The organism is Limibacter armeniacum (assembly GCF_036880985.1).
Classification (GTDB): Bacteria; Bacteroidota; Bacteroidia; order Cytophagales; family Flammeovirgaceae; genus Limibacter; species Limibacter armeniacum.
Window position 1 is genome coordinate 1 of record NZ_JBAJNO010000007.1, and the last position, 18836, is coordinate 18836.

Sequence of the window (18836 nt, forward strand, 5' to 3'; positions counted from 1 at the left end):
AAACCAATATAAAACCTATGAAAGCCTTACTTACCAGCTTGTTACTGTTATTTCTATTACCGTTAGCTGCCATTTGCCAAGATGGGGTAAACCGCAGCCTTCACCGCCCATGCCGCCTGTTTATCCAAAATAACAGCACCGAGATGGACATGACCTTGCTGATCAGGTTGACAGAACCCCGTCAGATTGTTTTCTACTACAACGGCAAGGAGCTGCGGCGCACCAAAGCACGGACTGGGGACTGCTATATGCGCCTGGAGCAGCAGCCAATTCTAGGGATTCAAACGGCGGTATGTCCGACAGAATACCGGATTTACCTTACCAGTGAGCTGGAGGAAGGCCAGTGGTTTATCGATGCGGAGCAGGAGCGGTGCAAGGAGTGTGACTTTGCGCCGGATGAGGAGAAGGGGCCTCAGGAATGGCGGGGAGTGTGAACACTATTGTTTTTTTTGTAAAGCTAGGCGATGTGATTGTCAAATAAAACAGGGCATTGATAAAGTGAACAGGGTGGAATCCGAACAAAAAAACTTAATTATCCAATTAAAGCAACTTAAAACTATTATCATCTATCGGAGGCCTTTCATTGTCCGGCAACACATGCAAAGGACTTTGAGAAGCCTGCAAAAACCTTAAAAGTATGAACAAGCACTATCTGCAATCGAAAGTAAAATCAACGGGCACGACCTATCTGTTCTGGTTCTTTTTTGGGGCCCATTATGCTTACCTCGGGATGTGGGGCATCCAGTTCCTGTACTGGTTTACGCTTGGGGGCGTAGGGGTTTGGGCCTTGATTGACCTTTTCCTGATACCTGGCAAAGTGAGTCGTTACAATGCCAAGCTGTTCGCTCAGATAGACCAGCTGGAGAAGAAGGAAAGGGATGAGGACATGGCCCGGAACATTTCCATGATACAGGCATCCAAAACAGATAGTAATGAGTAGGTGGCTACTTCTTTTACTGGTTCTGCTCACAGCCGCATGTAATATAAGTGAGAAAGATTCCGGTGTATTTGACAGTGACAAGCTGCAGGGCAGATACAAGGTGGACCTGACTCCTTTTGTGACTGAGGCACTCGGCACTCAAGAGGAAAAGGACGGTTGGGAGAAAATGGGGCAAGGGTTGATGGTGATGGCACTCTCTTCTGTCGAAATGGAGTTCAGTTTCTACGAAGGGAATCGGGCAGTTGTACATATGGATGGGGGGCTGGTCGATTTTGCCATGGCTTTCAGCGATGAGCCGATGAAGAAAACGCATGAACTGACCTACAAGGTAGAGCAGGACTCCGTACTGTATGTAAAAGGAGAGCAGGACCAGGATTTTAGGAAATGCGGGGTGATACAGCAGTATAGCGAAAGTTATGATCACTTCAAGCTGCTGGTGGGGAATGAAGGCGAGAAGAAGTTCTACCTGGACATGCACAAGGTAAAGGAATAGCGTATTGACAAGCCGCTTGATCGGTTATAAAAGCAGCCTGATACACGATCGTTTCAGGCTGTTTTTTTATGCTTATCCTTGGCTATTGCGGTGATCATAGATCTAATAAAGATCGGGACATGTGGCGATGGGTTTAAAGTATTTGTAAGAAAAGTAGGCTACTTTAATGATACTATTGTAGTTGTATTATTTCAAGAACACTTATTAAATCATATTTTTTATAATCATTTTAAAACTAAAACTAATAATGAGAAAAGCACTCATCTCCTTGTCGATGGTAGCATTACTTACTGGTTGTATGCAAACTAGATACATTACAGAACAGTATATCAAAACCAATGTAGAGAAGCACACAGAAGGAGAGTATAGTACGATTAGAACCTATACTGTATTTAAGGGTAAATCATATAATAGTAATTCTTATTTAGAACTCACAGGTTATAAATATAGGGATATTTCAAAATTGGTAATCGGTGCCGATAAATATTATCCGGACCGGAAGCAATTCGAGACTGATCAGACAAGAATAGCAGACATTACTTATATAGAACTGACATTAGAGCAGTGTAAAGCTATTTTACAAAACTATCAAATCCTTCAGGAGAAGATTAATAAAGAAAAACCTCTAAGAAACGAGGAAGTTTATCATGACTATACTGTATCAAAAGATTTATTCATTAGCTATAGAAAAGCGAAGGGGAGTATCTCGTCTACCTATATTGAATTTTGGGTACAAGGGGAGAAGTTTGTTGTTTCTACACCGATCATTATGGACAAACTTCGTAAGTTCATGGACTATGTAAAAGTGACTCCAGTACAGAATAAGGCTGTGTAATTGATAAATATGAGTCATCCCAATAATAACTCGGGATGACTCATATTCCGGTTATCCTCAACCTTACTTATTAGGATTGTCCTTTTTATTATCATCAGATTTCCCGAAGAACTTCTTGGTAGAGGTATTTATAAAAATATTTTGGATTAATTATAAAAAGAATCCTATACTTACAGTAGCATCAAGAATCCCATGGAAGGGGATACCAACCGAGCAAGACAAGCCACGGTGGTCCAGTGCGATGTGGTCCGAACCTCTTTTGGAGCAGGACAAAAAAATGCGCCTCACTATTTTCCTTCCCATTTCCTGATGCCATTTGGTTTATTTTTCACAACAAAACTAGAATGGTAATGGCAACACAATCATTTACAGAACTAATCAAGGAGTGTCGCTTGACGCTACACCGTGACAGTACCGAGCAACTGGTTGGGTACTTTAACAGACTCGTGGGCAACAAGGGATTTGCCACAAGAAAGGGGGCATATATGATTGCCCTTGCAGGAGAGTTGATCTCACGTGACCCTTCGCTGGCATCGAAGATAGTGTGTCAGTCTTCCTACCTGGAATTATGGCCCATCTACAACCTGAATAGCTGCCAACTGCTGTTTGGGGGCAATTGTATATCATTTGACCGGTGTATCAAGCTGAAAGAGGGAAAGCTTTCGATTGAGAACTGATTCCTCTTGCATGGGCCTGACTTCGATTGGGAGGAAGGCCCCCCTTCATTTTTACTGAAACAAGACTTCAATACCATGGAAAAGGTATATTACTGGTTCATTGAATGGCTGACCTCGCCTGTCACGGATTACATGACAGATCTAAGGGTTATGTTTATAGTAACAGTTGTTATGGGAGTGCCTTCGTGGCTTGATATAAGGGCTCTTAAAAAGAGGATTGCCAAGTCCAACAAGGAGCTTGAAGACGAAAAAAGGGGGAGAAAGAAGTGAATTTCGTAACTTCTCTTCCAAAAAGCGATGCCCGACAAGTTTAGCCCCGAAGTACGCAGCAGGATCATGGCCTCGATCAAGGGCAAGGATACGAGGCCTGAGCTGATTGTGAGGCGCTACCTGCACCGCCATGGCTTCCGCTTCCGGCTGCACGGCAGGTACAGGGGCAAAGTCCTGCCTGGCAAACCTGACATCGTGTTACCCAAGTACAAGACCGTGATCTTTGTCCATGGCTGCTTCTGGCATGGGCACCAAGACTGCAAGTACTACAAGCTGCCCAAGACCAACACAGAGTTTTGGCGTTGGAAAATCGCTCGGAACCGAGCCAATGACATTAGCCACCGTATGGACTTGTTGAGGGAAGGGTGGAATGTGATGACGGTTTGGGAGTGTGCTATTAGGTATGACAAAGAAAGGACCCTGAAAGTGCTAGATAGCTTGGTTGATATGATCAAGGTATGAGAATAATACTATTTATTGCTATAATGCAAACCAATTGTAAAAGCTAAACCAACTTAAACGTGAATCCATTTTTTATCCCCAATGAGGGGGAAGAACGCCTAATTGAGATTATCCAGAAATACTGTAGGGAAGAGTTTAGCCTGATCCGGATGACGGAAACAATGCTAAAGAAAAGTATTATTGACGCCTCAGGGGAGTTGAGGGAAATCCTCAAGCAAGGGAGAGTTGTGGATTTTAGTACAATGCCTCAGGGCGATGAGGGAAAGGTCTACTACAATACCGCCATCTTATCACAGAGCGAAGTGGCTGAGCAGAGGACCAGCTACTACCGGCCGAATACCAAGAAGGGGGACCCCCGATTCTGGCCATCACGCCTGCCCCGTTATGCGCAATCCAATGACTTGGTATACTTCACTGTCTACAAGGGACAGGTGATTGCTATTCCTCTCCGGGATACAGAGGGCTTTGAGGGTATGCTACTATCCTATTTTGGGGAGCCTGAAACAGCTGAGGATTATGTTGGCACCCTGATAAGCGAACTGAGAAAAATAAAAGGACAGTGGATAAGAAGTGTAAGCCCTCACAAGCTGAATCCAAAGGATGTGGGAGAAACATTGGAAAAAGCGCTGGGGATTCCGGTGAACAACCTCAAGAATGCTGACTACATGGGAGAGATTGAGATCAAGGCAAAAAGAGCGGCAACCAAGACAAAGGATACACTTTTCAGTAAGGTACCTAACTGGGACATTAGCCCTGTACCAACGGCTACAGATATGATGCTGACCCATGGCTACCAAAGTAAAAAGTACCCAGGGTACCAAGACTTGTATGTGACGGTAAGTAATACCCCGAATGCACAAGGTCTTTTCTTACAAAGTATTCCAGACAAGAACTTGCTGGTACAGAAGGCTGGACAGCTTGATGTAAACATTGACACCTGCTACTGGGAGTACGAGACCCTTAAGGAAGCGCTCTATAACAAGCACCCCAAAACGTTGTGGGTGGTTGGCGAACACAAGCTTATAGAAGGGGAGATCCACTTCCAGTACACGAAGGTGCAATTGACGCAACGACCAATTTTTTCCCAGTTCATTTCACTGATCGACCAGGGAATTGTCACTTATGACTGGAGAGGGAGAGTGCTACCGGATAGGACAGGCTATAAGGACAAGGGGCATGCCTTCAGGCTTAAATCAGCAAAAGACAGGGAAAAGCTTTTTGGCTCGGTAGAGGATATTGAGCTATAACTTTTGTAAAAAAACTAAAAACTAAAATGATGAATTTAATCGAATCTTTGAGAAAAAGAACTATTGATCAACTGTTTAAAGTGGAAAGCTTCGAAAAGCACTGGGAGCGTTGGCAAGTGGAGATTGAGAATAAATTGGGAGATGAAATAACAGCTGAAAAACTGATTGACTTAGGGGATCATCTTTCTGAAATTTTTCAGACAACTACAGAACCTGGTAGGTCCCAAGATACTTTATCTGGAGGAGGGACTGCTTGGGAATGTCTAATAACTTGGTATATCAATATGTGCAGTATTGGAAGCCGTGTTGTTGCATTTAAAAAAATGAGTGAAGTCCCTGAACCTGTAAGACGGGCGATTACAGTAAACTATGTCAATTTTAAATGTAATACAGAATCGGATATCACTGTTATTGTCTTCCCAGATAGGGACGAGTATACTCGCCCCATCAATGATATAGAATTAACAGACAGTAAGGGACGATTTAAGATCAGTAACAGTAAAGGACTTACAAACAAAAAGAGAGCTCTGGATTTTTTGTCTAATAGGGACTATGAATCTTATGAAGTGGGAATTGTCCAATGCAAAACAAACTGGAATGACAATTCACAAATTCCAATGATGTGGAGCATGATTTATAATGCTAACTCTTTCAGGGATCCCAATATATCTTTAGGGGATGCATCTTACTCATTAGACAGAATAAATAGATTCAGTTACTCATTTGTTACAGTACCTTCAAACAAAAATGAGTTTAAATCTGATTCAGTTGCCGTAAGAAGAGTAATATTGGGGTAAAGGGCATCGCCAAGGAGTTGTGAATTCTGTAAAGGACATTTTCGGTAAAAATTTCAGGAATGGATATTCTCAAAGGCAACAGATATGTTTGCAGAATGCACTGGAGGAAATCAATTCGACTTACAGTTTTATGAATCTTTCAGCATCTCAACCAGTCACGCAGGCCTGATGTTTAATAAGCATCCCTGGATTTTTTCATAATTGTATCTTAAATTTGCACAATTAGAGTGTTAGGAACTAGATACAGACAACGTGAATCATATAGAACTGTTTGCAGGATGTGGTGGCCTTTCATTGGGATTGGAATCGTTAGGATTTGAACTGGTGTTTGCCAATGAACTGTCACCGATGGCCAGCGAGACATTTGCCTACAACTTCTTTGGAGAGAACCTGACGGAGTTGGCAGGAAGAGAGGAGCCAGCCCAAATGACCTACTGGCTCAATAGCCAGTTTGAACGCAATAACCTTACTCGAAGGCTAAGGGAAAATCCACAGGAGGTTCCCGATGATGGGACTGGACACAACGACTTGCTGGATGAAGATGCAAACATACAGGGTAGTATGGTGGTGGGCAATATCATTGAACTCAACGGCTTTCTGGAGACACAACCGGAACTGCTACAGCGCATACAGCATGCGCTGGATCTGGAAGGGGATGAGGTGGATCTTGTATCCGGTGGGCCTCCTTGCCAAAGCTTTAGTATGGCGGGCCTCAGGCAACATGACAATGCCCGTAACCAGTTGCCATGGGAGTTTGCCCGGTTCGTCAGGCTGGTGAAGCCGAAAGTGGCCTTGCTAGAAAATGTTTCGGGTATTCTTAGGGCTTTCGATATAGATGGAAAAAAGCATTATGCTTGGTTTGAGGTAGCCAAGGCATTTGCCACAATCGGCTATGTCCCGATTTGCCTGCATGTCAATGCCAAGTACACTGGCACTGCCCAGAACAGGCCGAGGTATATCATGCTGGCCCTGAGGGAAGATGTTTTTCAGGAGTTTCAGGCAGGAGACAGGAACGAGGTGGAGCTATCATTGCTGGAGAACTCCCATGTTTTCTATACAGCCGTACAAGGGGAACAAGAGAACGAGATGGAGCCAGTAATGTTCGGTGATCTGGAATACCATGATATTGAGAAAAACCCTGAGCGATTTACCAATACTTTTCTCGCGCCACTGCTACAATTCAAAGAAGGGCAGTGGAGAAGCGTGACCGATGCCATTGATGACTTGCGAGGTGAAGGGATTGCACAAAGTGCATATGTTCAACAGGTTAACCATGAACTGCTGGGAAACAGGATCCTTGGAGGCTTTGAGCTGGGTAATCACGAGCACAGGGGCAATGGGGAACTTGTACAGAGAAGGTTCAGGCTGTACCAGGTGCTGGAGCAAGTAGTCCCGGCAACCAAGAAAAATATCAACGCTTTCCTGAGAAGGCCAGATGAAACCATATTGGAGGATGGGACTGTTGCCGAAATGCTGAGGTTCGATTTCCTGAACGAGGAAAACTATTATATCCGATTCAATGATGGATTGGAACTGGACCAGTACCTACGTACCCTGCTCACCAAGAAGCAGACACAACGGGCCTTGGTGGCAAATCGACCGGCACCGGCAGCACTGTCCATACCGGATGATGCCTGTCACTACCACCATGACGAGTTAAGGACCCTAACTGTCCGTGAGATGGCCAGAATACAGTCGTTCCCAGACTGGTTTGAATTCCGTTCGAAGGTGACTACCGGAGGGCAAATGAGAAAGTTTGAGGTACCGCAGTATACGCAAGTAGGGAATGCAGTACCCCCATTGCTGGGTAGGGCATTGGGGCAAGTAGTGACTAATGTACTAAATGCCTAATACCCTTTTGCATTTAAGCACAAAAAGAGGCTTGATATCTAGTATTTCAAGTCTCTTTTTTTGTGCTTAAAATTTAACAATACACAAAATTATCCTTTTGTTGGTATTAAATATTAGGCATACGAATAAGCAAATATTTAAAAGTTGATATGTACGATCAAAAGTAGTAATACTTCCCCTTCTGTACCATTTTTAATAAAAATAATTGATATAACTATTGTTACGATTGGAACATTTTAGCTTTTGTAAAGCAATGACATGTAATATTTGCATTTCAAAAATTGTAACATTATACACATTTAAAGATGTTAAATAACTCACTCCTATTAAATATATATTTGAATAATAACTCCTATATCAATATAGTTATACAAATATATATTACTTATTGATATAGATTGAATAAGTATTTTTTTGTACATATTATACATTCATCGTTTTCAACCAAATTTTTTATTATGTCTATAGCAAGACAATATAATCGACTTAAAAGAATTGATTATCTAATTCAAAAGAAAGCTACCGGCACTCCTCATGAGTTAGCTTTAAAGCTAAATATCTCGGAAAGAACCGTGCGACTTATCATTTCTGAAATGAAGAGTTATGGTGCAGAAATATATTACTCTAAAATTCATAGGAGTTATATATATAAGTATGATGGAGAGTTTATTTTAAAGTTTAACATTTTTTAATTTAATGGAAATTATATTACCGCTTCCTTTAATATGTTTGCATTATTAATCTAAATTTTTTTTAATATTTAATTATAATAACCTATGAAGTATTCAATTTTTTTCTCCCTTCTATTATTTTTTATATCATCATGTAATGATAATTCTGAAACCCTAAAGCCCGCAGATTTACAATCTTATGAAAGTTTTGTAGATACACATCAGTTTTCAAAATTTGCTAGTTATGAACAAATATGTTCCGTCTGGGGAGATTTTGCTAGCTATCAAAAATTCTATGATAGTCGTAACTCACTTCGTTCTAATAATATGTCAGGTTCAAATGAAAGAAGTGTATTTAGAGGCTACAGAGTTGGGTTAACCCAATTTGGTGGTGGTATAAATCAATTTATATCTGTTGAGCCAACTCTCTATATATTAGATGCTGCTTGGGAATATGGATTAGACCTTCCCTATTCTGATAGAGCTGGTGCTAGTAGCTCTTGTGCTTGCAAATTAACTAGTGGTACAGTTGATCAGTCTGAACAGTCTTATTTAAATGCAGAACAAATTGAACAAGGATATGTACTAATTTGTGTTGCAAAACCTACAAGTGATTGTAACTTAACAACACATATGGAAGAATTTTTATATTAATACTATATATAATAAAACACATTATTTTATCAAATAATGTGTTTTAAATACTTTTATTATGAGGATTATATTTATAATAATTACATTAATATGTATATCAAGTTGCGGTTCAAAAGTAAGTGGTGATAAGATAACATATTTGTCAAATGAAAATTACTTATATCTTGATGAGGATTACAATCCAGTAAATTTAAATAGCCAAATAATTGATTCTATTGCAAGAGGAGCTAAAGTTTTCAATAATCCATTAAAAACAAAACAAGAAATAGTTTCATTACTTATTTATGATAAAAATAATTATGCTGTAGGTCCTTCAAATTTAGAATTATATAGATTAAATGTTGGATGGCCTATAATTGGACAATATTTTATGGAAGATAGTGCTACTGTAAAAAATTGGGGAAAAGAATTAAACCTTAAATATCCTTCTGATTTACTGAGTTATTTCAATGATAGTACAATTAACAGTGTCTTTAAAAAAGAAAAAGAATTAAAACTAAGGGAGAAATGCTATTTATTATCAAAAGACTCTACAGTTTTCAATTTAGGTATTGAAGAATTAACATATTTTTCTTTCAAATTAGGTAGATCACACAATCATACTCATTGAGTATGACTTGTTATTTTTAATCATTAGTCTACTTTTTGTAAAATCCTTATCTATTATTTATAGATAAATGACAAAAATTTAGGAGATATTAGATATTCACTATTCATAATAGTTAGAATATTTTCACACACTAGATATTCTCTATACAGACGCCTAGATAATATAAAAGACTTCATACATAGCTTTGACCTCATTCAACACAGTAATCCGTTCAGTTATATCCTTTTCAGACCGGTATACCCCAAAGAACTTTTGAGAATTGTATTGTATAGGTCCAGTATCCAAAACCCATACAATAATCATTATGGTGAAGACTTTTCAGTACTCCAGAAACTCATCCAGCCCTTCTTCCTTAAAAGGTGCAGGTTTTTCTAAAGAGCAACGAAAAGGTTTAGCAGCCCTTGCACCAAGAAACTTGTATATTTTCCCTTTGGCATAAGATGACACTCTGATTCATACTGTATTTCTTCGTGCCCCACGAAACCATACCAACTATCTGGCATAGCTCCTGAGGACTTTATGGCTATTGGTTTAATTGCGCTACTACCTATATAAGTAGTAGCGCAATTATAAGCCTTGCTCAATTAAGTTCAAAGATTAAATTATAATTAATCTTAATAAAGATAGCAAATAACGAGCATACAGAAAAAAGACTCACCTATACTTAGGATATGTAGCTGCCCAACATGAAAAAAATCAAAGTAATTGTTGTGCAACTAAATACAGTTGCATAACTTAAAGCAAGTAACCATCTAAGCACCTATAACAATGAAACATTTCAAGTACAAAGGCTATACAGGTACCATAGAATACTGCACAGAAAACAAGCAACTGGAAGGAAAAGTGCTTGGCAACCATGCCCTACTCACCTATAGGGGCAGTACTGGAGAGGAACTGGAGCAAAACTTTATCAAGACTGTAGACAGTTATCTAGATGCTTGCAAGAAGCAGGGCATAGAACCTGACAAGCCATACAAGGGGAGTTTCAATGTACGCATTTCTCCAGACTTGCACCGCAGGGCGGCTCAGTTGGCAATAGATCATGACCAGTCACTGAACACTTTTGTGGAGGAGGCCATTGAGCGGCATGTGTCCATAGAGGACTTTGGCCAGGCAATCAAGCTGACGCGTGGAAGGTTTGGAGATGATCTTTCCAACTGCCTGAATAAGATGAGCCAGGAGCAGCGGGTACTGCTGGTGGCCAATGAGGAGCAGCCCTTTGCTGTAATTCCTCTGCCGGGTGGAAATTCCCTGAGTGAGACGATTTACCTGCTGTCCTCTAGAGCCAATGAGGAAAGGCTGCGGGAGTCAATCAGGCAACTGAAGCGAGGGGAAGGAATAGAAATGGATATGGAAATTTTTATGCGAGAGGGAAAGTTGGTTCCCAAAAAACATGTGAAAAGTAAGGAGTAATACTTGATGGGGTATAGCAAAGCTTATTTAGGATAACCACTCTTATCTTATGAACACCTAACCTATTCGGAGGGTGGGCTTCGCATCCAAAACCTCCGAACAGGCTACAATATTAGCCACTAGTGCCGGAAAAGCGAAAGGCTGGAGGCGAAAGCGGACAGCAGACCTAGCCGGTCACACCGAAGTGGGTTTTAGCGCGATGGCCGGCTGCTGAACGCCGCCGGAAGTCTGAAGTGAGCGGGTTGATAGTTGAATAGGTCTATTAGTTAGTTACAATCTGCAAAACAAGAAATCCCCACCGGCTTTGACTTTCACTAGTGTAGATTTTTCACATTCTAAGAAATGAGAAAAGTCTTGTAACTTGACTTTCTGTTATATAGACTTCGATCTTAATGAAACAGTGAGCAATGGATATGGCTTGTCAAATTTGGAAGTCTTTTCTACACACTGTTCACCAACTGTAAGATCCATGGCATCGATCCTTACGAATAGCTCAGGGATATACTGGAGAGAATTACTTCACATCCAATCAATCGGATAGAAGAGCTGCTACCTCAGAAATGGAAGCAAGCCAATCAGCAGCAGGAGAACTTCATAAAAGAAACCCTTTGGGAGACGCTATACCTCCCAAAGGGTTTCTGTTTTTTCAAATATGTGGTTTACCGGATGGTTACCTAATCCGGAGTATTTCTTAGTTGAATAGGATACTCATCATGTTAATAATCTGTCAATTACTAATTTTAAATGGTACTCTATTTAGCATGAATCCTTCTTAAAAGATGCTACAATTCGCAGGGCTTACGCCAAGTAAAAGCTCCTTAATTTTCAGAAGCTTTGCATTTTCCTTTTAGTTGTCAATCGGTTCAAAGGCCGGATTATCAGGTGGGAATATTACCTCAATCTCAGGGAGTGGCTTGAGGTTATCACCTCTCAATGAAATCAAAGAATCCCTATTTCTTCTAAAGAACCTTTTTTGTCCCCCTGTCAATAGATTTCTGTCATATAAATATTTATAATAGCCAATATGAAAAATTGTATCAACCTTTCCATTTTTAGGCTTCATTTCAAAATAGATAGTTGTGTCACATTTTACCAATCTGAAATTCAGAAAACTACTATCCGTTTCCAAATCATAATATCCCATTAATTCTGAGTCCTCAGTTTCTAAGTACAGGTTCAAAAATGCTTTATGCGCATCGCTTTGACTTTCCAAGTCAAAAATACCACCGCCCTGTCTAGTGATTTTCCATTGGGAACTCTCAGAAATCATTAAAGTTGGACATTGGTTGCTGATTTTTTCTAACAACATATCCTGAATCATCATTTGTTGCTCACCTTCATTTTCTTGCTTTGAATGAGAACAGGCTATGAGACACAACAAAAAAAAAGAAAACAATAAAATTCTATAGTCCAATCCTTTGTGCATAATTATGAAAATCTATGTGATCTGTAAATTCATTACGGGTAAGTTCCTGATATTGAAAGATATTGAAAACCACTTCAGGGAAATACCAGGAGAAACAATCGAATCTTAATACCTCTGGTTTTTAAAACACACAACTCGGATTCACATTGATAATCTAAAGATTGACCGTATCTGATGAGAATTGAGGGAATAAAAAAAGACACTATCCCAAAAAGTGTGTAAATCAATTTTAATTATAGGAACGAGTTGGTGGATTAAAACCAGACTCGTTCTTCAAATATATGGTATTCCCGATTAATGGAGAAAAGTTCAGTAGGGCTTGGAGCAGCGTAGTAAGCTTCTCCTCCACCTTAAACCACCCGCTAACTTCCATTGGACAGGCAGCGGGGTGGGATTATCGATTGAAGTGTATCTCTTTCCGTTAGCTGCTATCAGAAAAAAAGAAGCCCCAACTGCTTTTATTCAGTTGGGGCCATGAGCTCAAGAAGTCTTCAAAGTATGTACGAAATAAGCGACTATTAAGAACGGTATAAGCGGCTTGGTTAGCAAGTGCAAACTGTTGGCATTCCTTACACCTCCCTAGCGGCGAGTACCTGCCTCAATACTGCTGGCTGTTTTTGCAGGGTGCGGATAATGGCGGCCACCTTCTGTCTGCCTCTCAGGATAAAGTGATCGTCTTGGGCTAGGCTGATAAAGTAGACGCTGCCCAGCTTCTTCTTGCTGATACCGGCCAAGAGGTAACGCTTCGGTTGCAAGGCCATCCCATAGAAAGCGAGTTGCCGGTCATAATCAAAGCGCTCGGCATCCGAGATAAAACCCTCCAGACTCGCTGCTCTGGTGGTCTTGAGGTCTGCCACCAGCTGCCGCTCCCGCAGCAGGTCAATTCTGGCCTTGCAATCAATCTTTGTGATGGGGTCTTGCCACAATACCACTTGTTCCTTTCGGGTATAACAGCGTGCAAGCAGTTTTTCAAGGGCAGTGTTTTGCCTTGCGGCAGCGGCCAGTAGTTCTACCTTCTGGGCGGTGACTTGATCCGTTTCGGCTTTCCATTGCTGCCACCGCTCCGGCTCCAGTAGGCATAGGTGTACGGCTCTGCCAAAACGGAAGGCTGCCATGGGTTTGCTGTATGGAATACCCGCCAGCAGGTGCTTGGCTACGGTCAGGTCTGAGTTGGAGAGTGCCGGAAGGCGGCGGTAGTATTCTTCGGGCATGGTGATGATCTTGTAGTTGACTTTTAGCATTGGTATCTGTGGTTTTGTATTGTTCTTTTTCCTTGATGGAAAAGAACCAAAAAATCAAGGCTGTGGAGCTTGGGCTAAATTCTTCTTCCTTCGGCTAAAAATGCTGTAACTCGCTACGCTCAAACAGCAGCATTTTCTTTACGCCTCTGTCTGTCGAATTCTTTACGCCCATGCTCCAAGGCCGATTTCAATACTGTAGTACCGACTAGGGGTTCAGTCGGTTAAGTTCCTCGCGGGCGGCTTCTATCCTAGCCACCTCATAGCGGTGGAAGGCTTCCAGTTGGCAGGCTCCCGTGATGGTTTCGGTGCGGTAGAGTTTCATTCTGGCGGTGGCGGCTTTCAGCTTTTTGGTGGCTTCGGGGTCTGCCACTTCAAAGTCAAACTCGGCTATAAAGTACTTGGCGTTTGCTTTCTCGTTTTTCTTTTCCGAGAGGCTACAATGCAGGATAATCTCTGCCATGGTCACTTCGGAATAGAAGAGCTTGGCTGCTAGCCCTTCCAGATTCTCACGGCTGTAGCCGTGAAAGAGTAAGGCGGAAAGGCAGCCTTCGGCATCGACAAAAAACAGCTCTACCCATTTCCTTCTGTCCATGCCCAATATCTCGTCGGTAAAGAAACGCCAAGCCACGGGCTGAAAGGCCATTTGATTGCCCAGCGGCTCTATGCCGTTGAGGTTAAACTGTCCTGCCTTGCAGTCTGCCCGATACTGCTTTGGGGCGCCTTCGTAATATTTCACGGTATTTTGCGCTTTGCTTCGTGTGGTGTTTTTCATAGCTTCTCTAGCAAATGATGGTTTGTTAATATGTTATGTTGTTATGGGGCAGCTTCCAGCGATGGAAACTGCCCTTTTGTTATATATGCAGGTCATAAAAGGCTTCGGTGATTTCGGTGATAAGTCCGAGCCTTTCCACAAGGTCCGTGACATTGAGCCACTCGCCGCAGGGCTGCTGCACTTCTACCGTATGCAGGGCAAAACCGCCACGGTAACCCGTTTCGGGGTCGTCCCCGTCCACATACCCCGCTACCCTGAAAAGGAACTCCCCGCTAAACACTTCGGCGGAGAGCTCGAAAAGGTAAAAGCCTGGCATCAGCATTTTTCAATGGTGATTTTGTGGTGCTCGATGCTGACCTTGACCTTTTCGCCAGCGGCAAAGCCAGCGGTTTGGAGCTGTTTGCCTTCTAGGGCTAACGAAGGGAAGCATACCTCGCGGAAGCGGCGGCGGTAGTACTTCCGCTGCATAATCTTGAAAGTGGTTTTCATGGTTGGTGTGTTGGAATGGATGGGTGTAAAATGGGGAAGGCAATAGCCCGTAAAGGCTTACGGGCTGCAAGCATGCTAAAACGGCAGGTGGTTGAGCTCATCCTTTGAAAAAGATACGCCCCGCTCCGCTTCAAACTCCCGCCACTGGTGGCAGCGGCGAATAGCAGACAGGCGGACGCTGTAACGGATGGAGAGGTACATGCCAGCCGGCAAACCGATAATGCCGGTACAACGGTGCAAAAGGGAGAGCCACAAAAAAGCGGTATGGCGCAACTCCTGACGGTAGGCCAAATGATAGAGCATTGGCTCAGGATAGCGGGCTATATGGCTGAAATACTGCGCCATGGCCATAACAGTATGCTCCTTGACTACAGGCAGTAAGATTTTGGCATACTCAGGGGTGAAAATCTGCGGAGAATGGTTATTTTTCATAACGTTAGAATTTTTAAACGGGCTGCAACGGTTTGGCGACTTGGGCAGTCCGTTTTTTTTGTGGTTGGGTTTAAAATTGAACTTTTCAAAGAGGGGAGCGAAACGGCTAGCCTGCTCATTTCCTTAACTTGATACCTCAATATAGCCAAAAAATACCAAAATCACAACCTAAAACACTGATAAACAAGTACTTAAAGTTTAATTTTTTAGCAAAAAAACAACCCCATAAACTTGCACTAAAGAAAGAAAATCTACACACTGAGGGAGGACGGCGCATCCCCTTTTTAATGAAAAATATGAGCGAAGCGAATGCCGCTAACCGGGGCGGGTACAGACAAGGGCAAAAGCCCAGGAAAGAAAGCTACCCCGACGGAGCCACGGCTGCAGAACCCCTATGGCTGCAATTACTGCCCATGGCTTGGGCCAAAAGCAAAAGGAATTGGCAGTGGGATGGCTTGTGCGGCTTTTGCTTTTGGAATCGAGGGTTGGCATTTAGCGGCCATGGCTACCTTGCAGCATAAGGGGTACTGGCCAGTGGCGCAGTGGGGATTAGCTTTTCGGAGGGGTATTGCCCTTGACTGAGTGTGGTGGGAATAATCGCTAGAGGGGCATTTATTGGGGCGACCACTGCCCTATCGCGAAAACCAACCCTTTGCGGTGGGTGGGTTTGGCGCTTCAGCCCTCCATGCGAAGTAAAGCCCCCGGCGCCCAGCGTGGGAACCGCTGGCAGCAGGCGAATGGGAGCGGCAGACCGAAGTGGGATTTTGTGGGTGGACTGGCTGCCGAAACCCGCCGGATGACAGTGGCTAGCAGGGCATGGCAGTGGGGTGTGGGTTTTACGTGCCATCAGTTACTTCTTTCATAATCAAATGAAGATGCCTTTATATTGGTTTAAGTTAAAAGTCATTTTTTAGTTATGCATTTAAAATTAGTGGCAATAGCATTTTATTTATTTAGTATTGGAGAAAATTATTTAAACTCTACCATATTTTAAACTTATATGAGATATACAATCTTACTCCTGTTTTCATGCCTTTTATTTGCCTGTTCATCTGATACCGTTGATCTAGACGGTGATAATAATCCTGATGATTCTTTAGATAAAAAACCTACTAGATATTTATCAAGGGTTTTAGAAAATGGTAAAGTCATCAGGGAATTGACAAAATATGATAGCTATTGGGAACTGAATTTCACTGGGGGTATTTATCAGTACTATTTCAATGCTGAGGGACAAATTACCCATAGTAAATTGGTACAAGATTCACTGAACAAAAAAGAAAGGGAATATCACTACAATGATAATGGACTCCTAACTGATATCTTTTCCTATGATCTTGGTGATGGAACAAAAGCTCTTACCTTAGCTTATACATTCTCATATGATGGCAATGGAGTCTTCAAGAAATTGGTGCGAGAAAGGGCTGCTAATAAGTACATAAAAAAGAGCATTATGAAAATGGAAGTCACTTCCTATGATGAACATTTGCAACCAACCAGTCTCCATATAACTGGATATACTAATGGAGAAGTAACATATACAGATGACGTTGAATATGTTTATGACGATAAGGTTTCTACTTACTTTGGGCTTCCTGCTCCCATTACCCTTCAAATATCGGGACATTATACTCCATACTTGGTCAACAACTTCTCTTCCTTTACTGTCAAATATGAGGATGGCACTTCAAAAAAGGTAGACGAAGTATTCACCTACGATGAACAAGGCTATCCCATTCAAGGACAAGGAGGTAATGATCAGTTTAAATATGAGTATTTGCCTTGGAATTGAGATCAATAGACAATAAAAAAAACCGCCATCTCCCACAAACAGGGAAATGGCGGCTTTCCATTTAGCAACCTTCAAGGTAATCTAAGATACCTCCCAACTCCCATTCCACAGGCCTGCGGACTGGATCAGCTTTCTAAACTTATCACATTGGGAAGGTTGGTGGCGGCAAGCGGATTGATACACTTCTTTTAGCTCCTGAAGTAACTGGAAACGCTCGATGCCCAGCATCAGGTCTGGAGCAGTCACTCGTTCCAAAAGGTAAAAAAAGCGCACAGGGTCAGAAACATATTTTTTCTGTAAAGTCATCAGGTTAATAGGTTTTAGTTAAAAAAAACAACCGTATCCCCTTGGTAAGGAAACGGTTGCGTAAATATACTAATCAATACGATTTATTGAAATGCTTTTATAGTGAAAGTTGGTACCGATCCTTGAGCAGCTTCAGCGTATAGCTCTTCACGCTGGTGACCTTACCGTCCTTGACCCCCATCTTGATCTCATTGACCAGCTTCCAGATGCCGGTCTCCCCTTCTACCCCTACTTCCTTCACGACTACCATGGCCTGTCCGCTTGAAAGCTCCAGCTCCAGCAGCCGTGCATGCAGGCGGCGGTGTTTTTCGCTTTCAAAGGTAAATGTCTTGGGGACTGTCTCCCCGATGGTAAGCTGCTTGGGCGCTACACTGGAGGGACTGGCTGCCTTTTCCACTGCTTTCACTTTCACTTTCTCTGCGGGCTGCTTCAAATTCATCAGGAAACGGATGGCTGTGATCTTGTTGCGCTGCTTTTCGGCCTCTTCCCAACTTACATCCATATCGGTCTTTTCGGTAATCTCGGCGCAGGCCTTGTCCAGCACGGTCTGGCGGAACTTGCCAAACTTCTCGTAGGTCTTCAAACCGGCAATGCCCAGTATCTCCTTCAGTTCCTCGACGGAAAATTCCCGGCTGGCATAGCGGTCCACCCCTTGCTGCAACAGCTCGTAGATGCGGATGGCATAGGCACTCTTGAGCTCTGCCACATTGCGGTAAAGGTAAGAGGTGAAGTTCTTCTTCAGGTCCGTGATATGGGGCAGGATATGGCTGTTGAACTCAAAGGTGAGTTCCCCACGCATATTGTCGGCGACAATCTTGCCGAATACCGGCACATACTCGCCCAGCTGTACCTCGCCCTTGTCGTCGGTCTGCTCAAAAGCCACCATGGCAGAGGCCACACTCTTGCAGGCTTTCCGAAGGTCTCGGTACTGGCTGCTCTTGAGTTTGCGCTCGCCGAAAAAGTCCTGGAACTCGATCGTTAGCGGCCTGGAGGGCTCCGCACCATCCAGTTCGGTAATGGAAAAGAGAATCAGCTTCTGCTCCAATGCCGACAGGCTTACCTTCTCCCGGGCATTGATCAGGGCATTACTCTTGCGCACCTTGCGCGTCGTTTTGGTGATATGGTAATTCATAGGTAAAAAGTTCTCGTGACGGTTGTACAACCATTAGGGTATCGGAACAACCAAAAAGGTATCGGACGACGACCAAAAAGGTATCGCACAACAACCATTAGGGTATCGCTTAACAACCAAAAAGGTATCGGAGTGCAACCATTAAGGTATCGGAAGGTTACTTAAAACACTGTAAATCTGATAGATACACACCCTACAAATAAACAAAGAAAACAACCTTAACAAATCTCACAATACCTGGCAGTGCTCAAGAGAATTATAATAGTTTCAATTTTTTTATATCAGTTATCCAGTGTAAGGTTCTTCAAAAACCCTGTAAATGTGCA

Annotated in this window: 23 protein-coding genes and 1 riboswitch; of the genes, 16 read left to right on the plus strand and 7 right to left on the minus strand. The window is 42.5% G+C overall.

All coding sequences use genetic code 11. The features are described from left to right. The 13 genes from V6R21_RS05555 to V6R21_RS05615 form a co-directional block, all read left to right on the plus strand. The coding region (locus V6R21_RS05555) for a hypothetical protein (protein ID WP_334241616.1) at positions 1-434 on the plus strand (434 nt) is incomplete at its 5' end. A gap of 203 nt (positions 435-637) precedes the next feature. After that, positions 638-940, plus strand: a complete 303-nt coding sequence (locus tag V6R21_RS05560; protein WP_334241618.1) for a TM2 domain-containing protein — start codon at positions 638-640, stop codon at positions 938-940. After that, complete coding sequence (locus V6R21_RS05565; protein ID WP_334241620.1) at positions 933-1433, plus strand: hypothetical protein; 501 nt, start codon at positions 933-935, stop codon at positions 1431-1433. Before V6R21_RS05560 ends, V6R21_RS05565 begins: the two co-directional genes overlap by 8 nt. Before the next feature lie 247 nt (positions 1434-1680). Beyond that, positions 1681-2268: a hypothetical protein gene (locus V6R21_RS05570; protein ID WP_334241621.1), complete on the plus strand. Its 588-nt coding sequence runs from the start codon at positions 1681-1683 to the stop codon at positions 2266-2268. A 173-nt stretch (positions 2269-2441) separates the two neighbouring features. Continuing rightward, a riboswitch (SAM-I-IV-variant riboswitch) is annotated at positions 2442-2555 on the plus strand. A gap of 63 nt (positions 2556-2618) precedes the next feature. Further along, positions 2619-2945 carry a hypothetical protein gene (locus V6R21_RS05575; RefSeq protein ID WP_334241623.1) on the plus strand — a complete coding sequence of 109 codons (327 nt, stop codon included), beginning with the start codon at positions 2619-2621 and terminating at the stop codon, positions 2943-2945. A gap of 75 nt (positions 2946-3020) precedes the next feature. After that, positions 3021-3215, plus strand: coding sequence for a hypothetical protein (locus tag V6R21_RS05580; RefSeq protein ID WP_334241625.1), 195 nt, complete (start codon positions 3021-3023; stop codon positions 3213-3215). Between the two features lie 27 nt (positions 3216-3242). Further along, a complete protein-coding gene (locus tag V6R21_RS05585) occupies positions 3243-3677 on the plus strand; it encodes a very short patch repair endonuclease (protein WP_334241626.1) in 435 nt (144 codons plus the stop codon). Between the two features lie 59 nt (positions 3678-3736). Continuing rightward, entirely contained in the window at positions 3737-4924 is a 1188-nt protein-coding gene (locus tag V6R21_RS05590) for an MvaI/BcnI family restriction endonuclease (protein WP_334241628.1), read from the plus strand. 26 nt (positions 4925-4950) lie between these two features. Then, the gene (locus V6R21_RS05595) at positions 4951-5721 is read left to right on the plus strand and encodes a hypothetical protein (RefSeq protein ID WP_334241630.1); all 771 of its coding nucleotides are present in this window, start codon (positions 4951-4953) and stop codon (positions 5719-5721) included. Between the two features lie 252 nt (positions 5722-5973). Then, entirely contained in the window at positions 5974-7572 is a 1599-nt protein-coding gene (locus tag V6R21_RS05600; RefSeq protein ID WP_334241631.1) for a DNA cytosine methyltransferase, read from the plus strand. 776 nt (positions 7573-8348) lie between these two features. Beyond that, positions 8349-8897: a 2Fe-2S iron-sulfur cluster-binding protein gene (locus V6R21_RS32460; RefSeq protein WP_334241633.1), complete on the plus strand. Its 549-nt coding sequence runs from the start codon at positions 8349-8351 to the stop codon at positions 8895-8897. Positions 8898-8955: 58 nt separating this feature from the next. After that, positions 8956-9507, plus strand: coding sequence for a hypothetical protein (locus V6R21_RS05610; RefSeq protein ID WP_334241635.1), 552 nt, complete (start codon positions 8956-8958; stop codon positions 9505-9507). Positions 9508-10275: 768 nt separating this feature from the next. Next, positions 10276-10920, plus strand: coding sequence for a toxin-antitoxin system HicB family antitoxin (locus V6R21_RS05615; RefSeq protein WP_334241637.1), 645 nt, complete (start codon positions 10276-10278; stop codon positions 10918-10920). Positions 10921-11767: 847 nt separating this feature from the next. On the opposite strand, the gene V6R21_RS05620 is transcribed toward V6R21_RS05615, so the two are convergent. Then, positions 11768-12244 (minus strand): hypothetical protein, encoded by a 477-nt coding sequence (locus tag V6R21_RS05620; protein WP_334241639.1) that lies wholly within the window; start codon positions 12242-12244, stop codon positions 11768-11770. A gap of 383 nt (positions 12245-12627) precedes the next feature. On the opposite strand from V6R21_RS05620, the gene V6R21_RS05625 reads away from it, so the two are divergent. Continuing rightward, entirely contained in the window at positions 12628-12771 is a 144-nt protein-coding gene (locus tag V6R21_RS05625; RefSeq protein WP_334241640.1) for a hypothetical protein, read from the plus strand. A 144-nt stretch (positions 12772-12915) separates the two neighbouring features. On the opposite strand, the gene V6R21_RS05630 is transcribed toward V6R21_RS05625, so the two are convergent. From V6R21_RS05630 to V6R21_RS05645, 4 genes are all read right to left on the minus strand, one after another. Next, positions 12916-13587: a PD-(D/E)XK nuclease-like domain-containing protein gene (locus tag V6R21_RS05630; RefSeq protein ID WP_334241642.1), complete on the minus strand. Its 672-nt coding sequence runs from the start codon at positions 13585-13587 to the stop codon at positions 12916-12918. Between the two features lie 205 nt (positions 13588-13792). After that, positions 13793-14359 (minus strand): hypothetical protein, encoded by a 567-nt coding sequence (locus V6R21_RS05635; protein WP_334241644.1) that lies wholly within the window; start codon positions 14357-14359, stop codon positions 13793-13795. Between the two features lie 79 nt (positions 14360-14438). Further along, positions 14439-14681: a hypothetical protein gene (locus V6R21_RS05640; protein ID WP_334241646.1), complete on the minus strand. Its 243-nt coding sequence runs from the start codon at positions 14679-14681 to the stop codon at positions 14439-14441. Further along, positions 14675-14848: a SymE family type I addiction module toxin gene (locus tag V6R21_RS05645; RefSeq protein ID WP_334241649.1), complete on the minus strand. Its 174-nt coding sequence runs from the start codon at positions 14846-14848 to the stop codon at positions 14675-14677. Before V6R21_RS05645 ends, V6R21_RS05640 begins: the two co-directional genes overlap by 7 nt. A 147-nt stretch (positions 14849-14995) precedes the next feature. On the opposite strand from V6R21_RS05645, the gene V6R21_RS05650 reads away from it, so the two are divergent. Further along, positions 14996-15229 (plus strand): hypothetical protein, encoded by a 234-nt coding sequence (locus V6R21_RS05650; protein ID WP_334241650.1) that lies wholly within the window; start codon positions 14996-14998, stop codon positions 15227-15229. A 1051-nt stretch (positions 15230-16280) separates the two neighbouring features. After that, positions 16281-17072, plus strand: coding sequence for a hypothetical protein (locus V6R21_RS05655; protein ID WP_334241653.1), 792 nt, complete (start codon positions 16281-16283; stop codon positions 17070-17072). Positions 17073-17153: 81 nt separating this feature from the next. Here V6R21_RS05655 and V6R21_RS05660 read toward each other — a convergent pair whose 3' ends face one another. Together V6R21_RS05660 and V6R21_RS05665 are read right to left on the minus strand one after the other, a co-directional pair. Beyond that, positions 17154-17378, minus strand: coding sequence for a hypothetical protein (locus V6R21_RS05660; protein ID WP_334241655.1), 225 nt, complete (start codon positions 17376-17378; stop codon positions 17154-17156). 97 nt (positions 17379-17475) lie between these two features. Next, complete coding sequence (locus tag V6R21_RS05665) at positions 17476-18510, minus strand: replication initiation protein (protein WP_334241657.1); 1035 nt, start codon at positions 18508-18510, stop codon at positions 17476-17478. Positions 18511-18836: the final 326 nt, after the last annotated feature.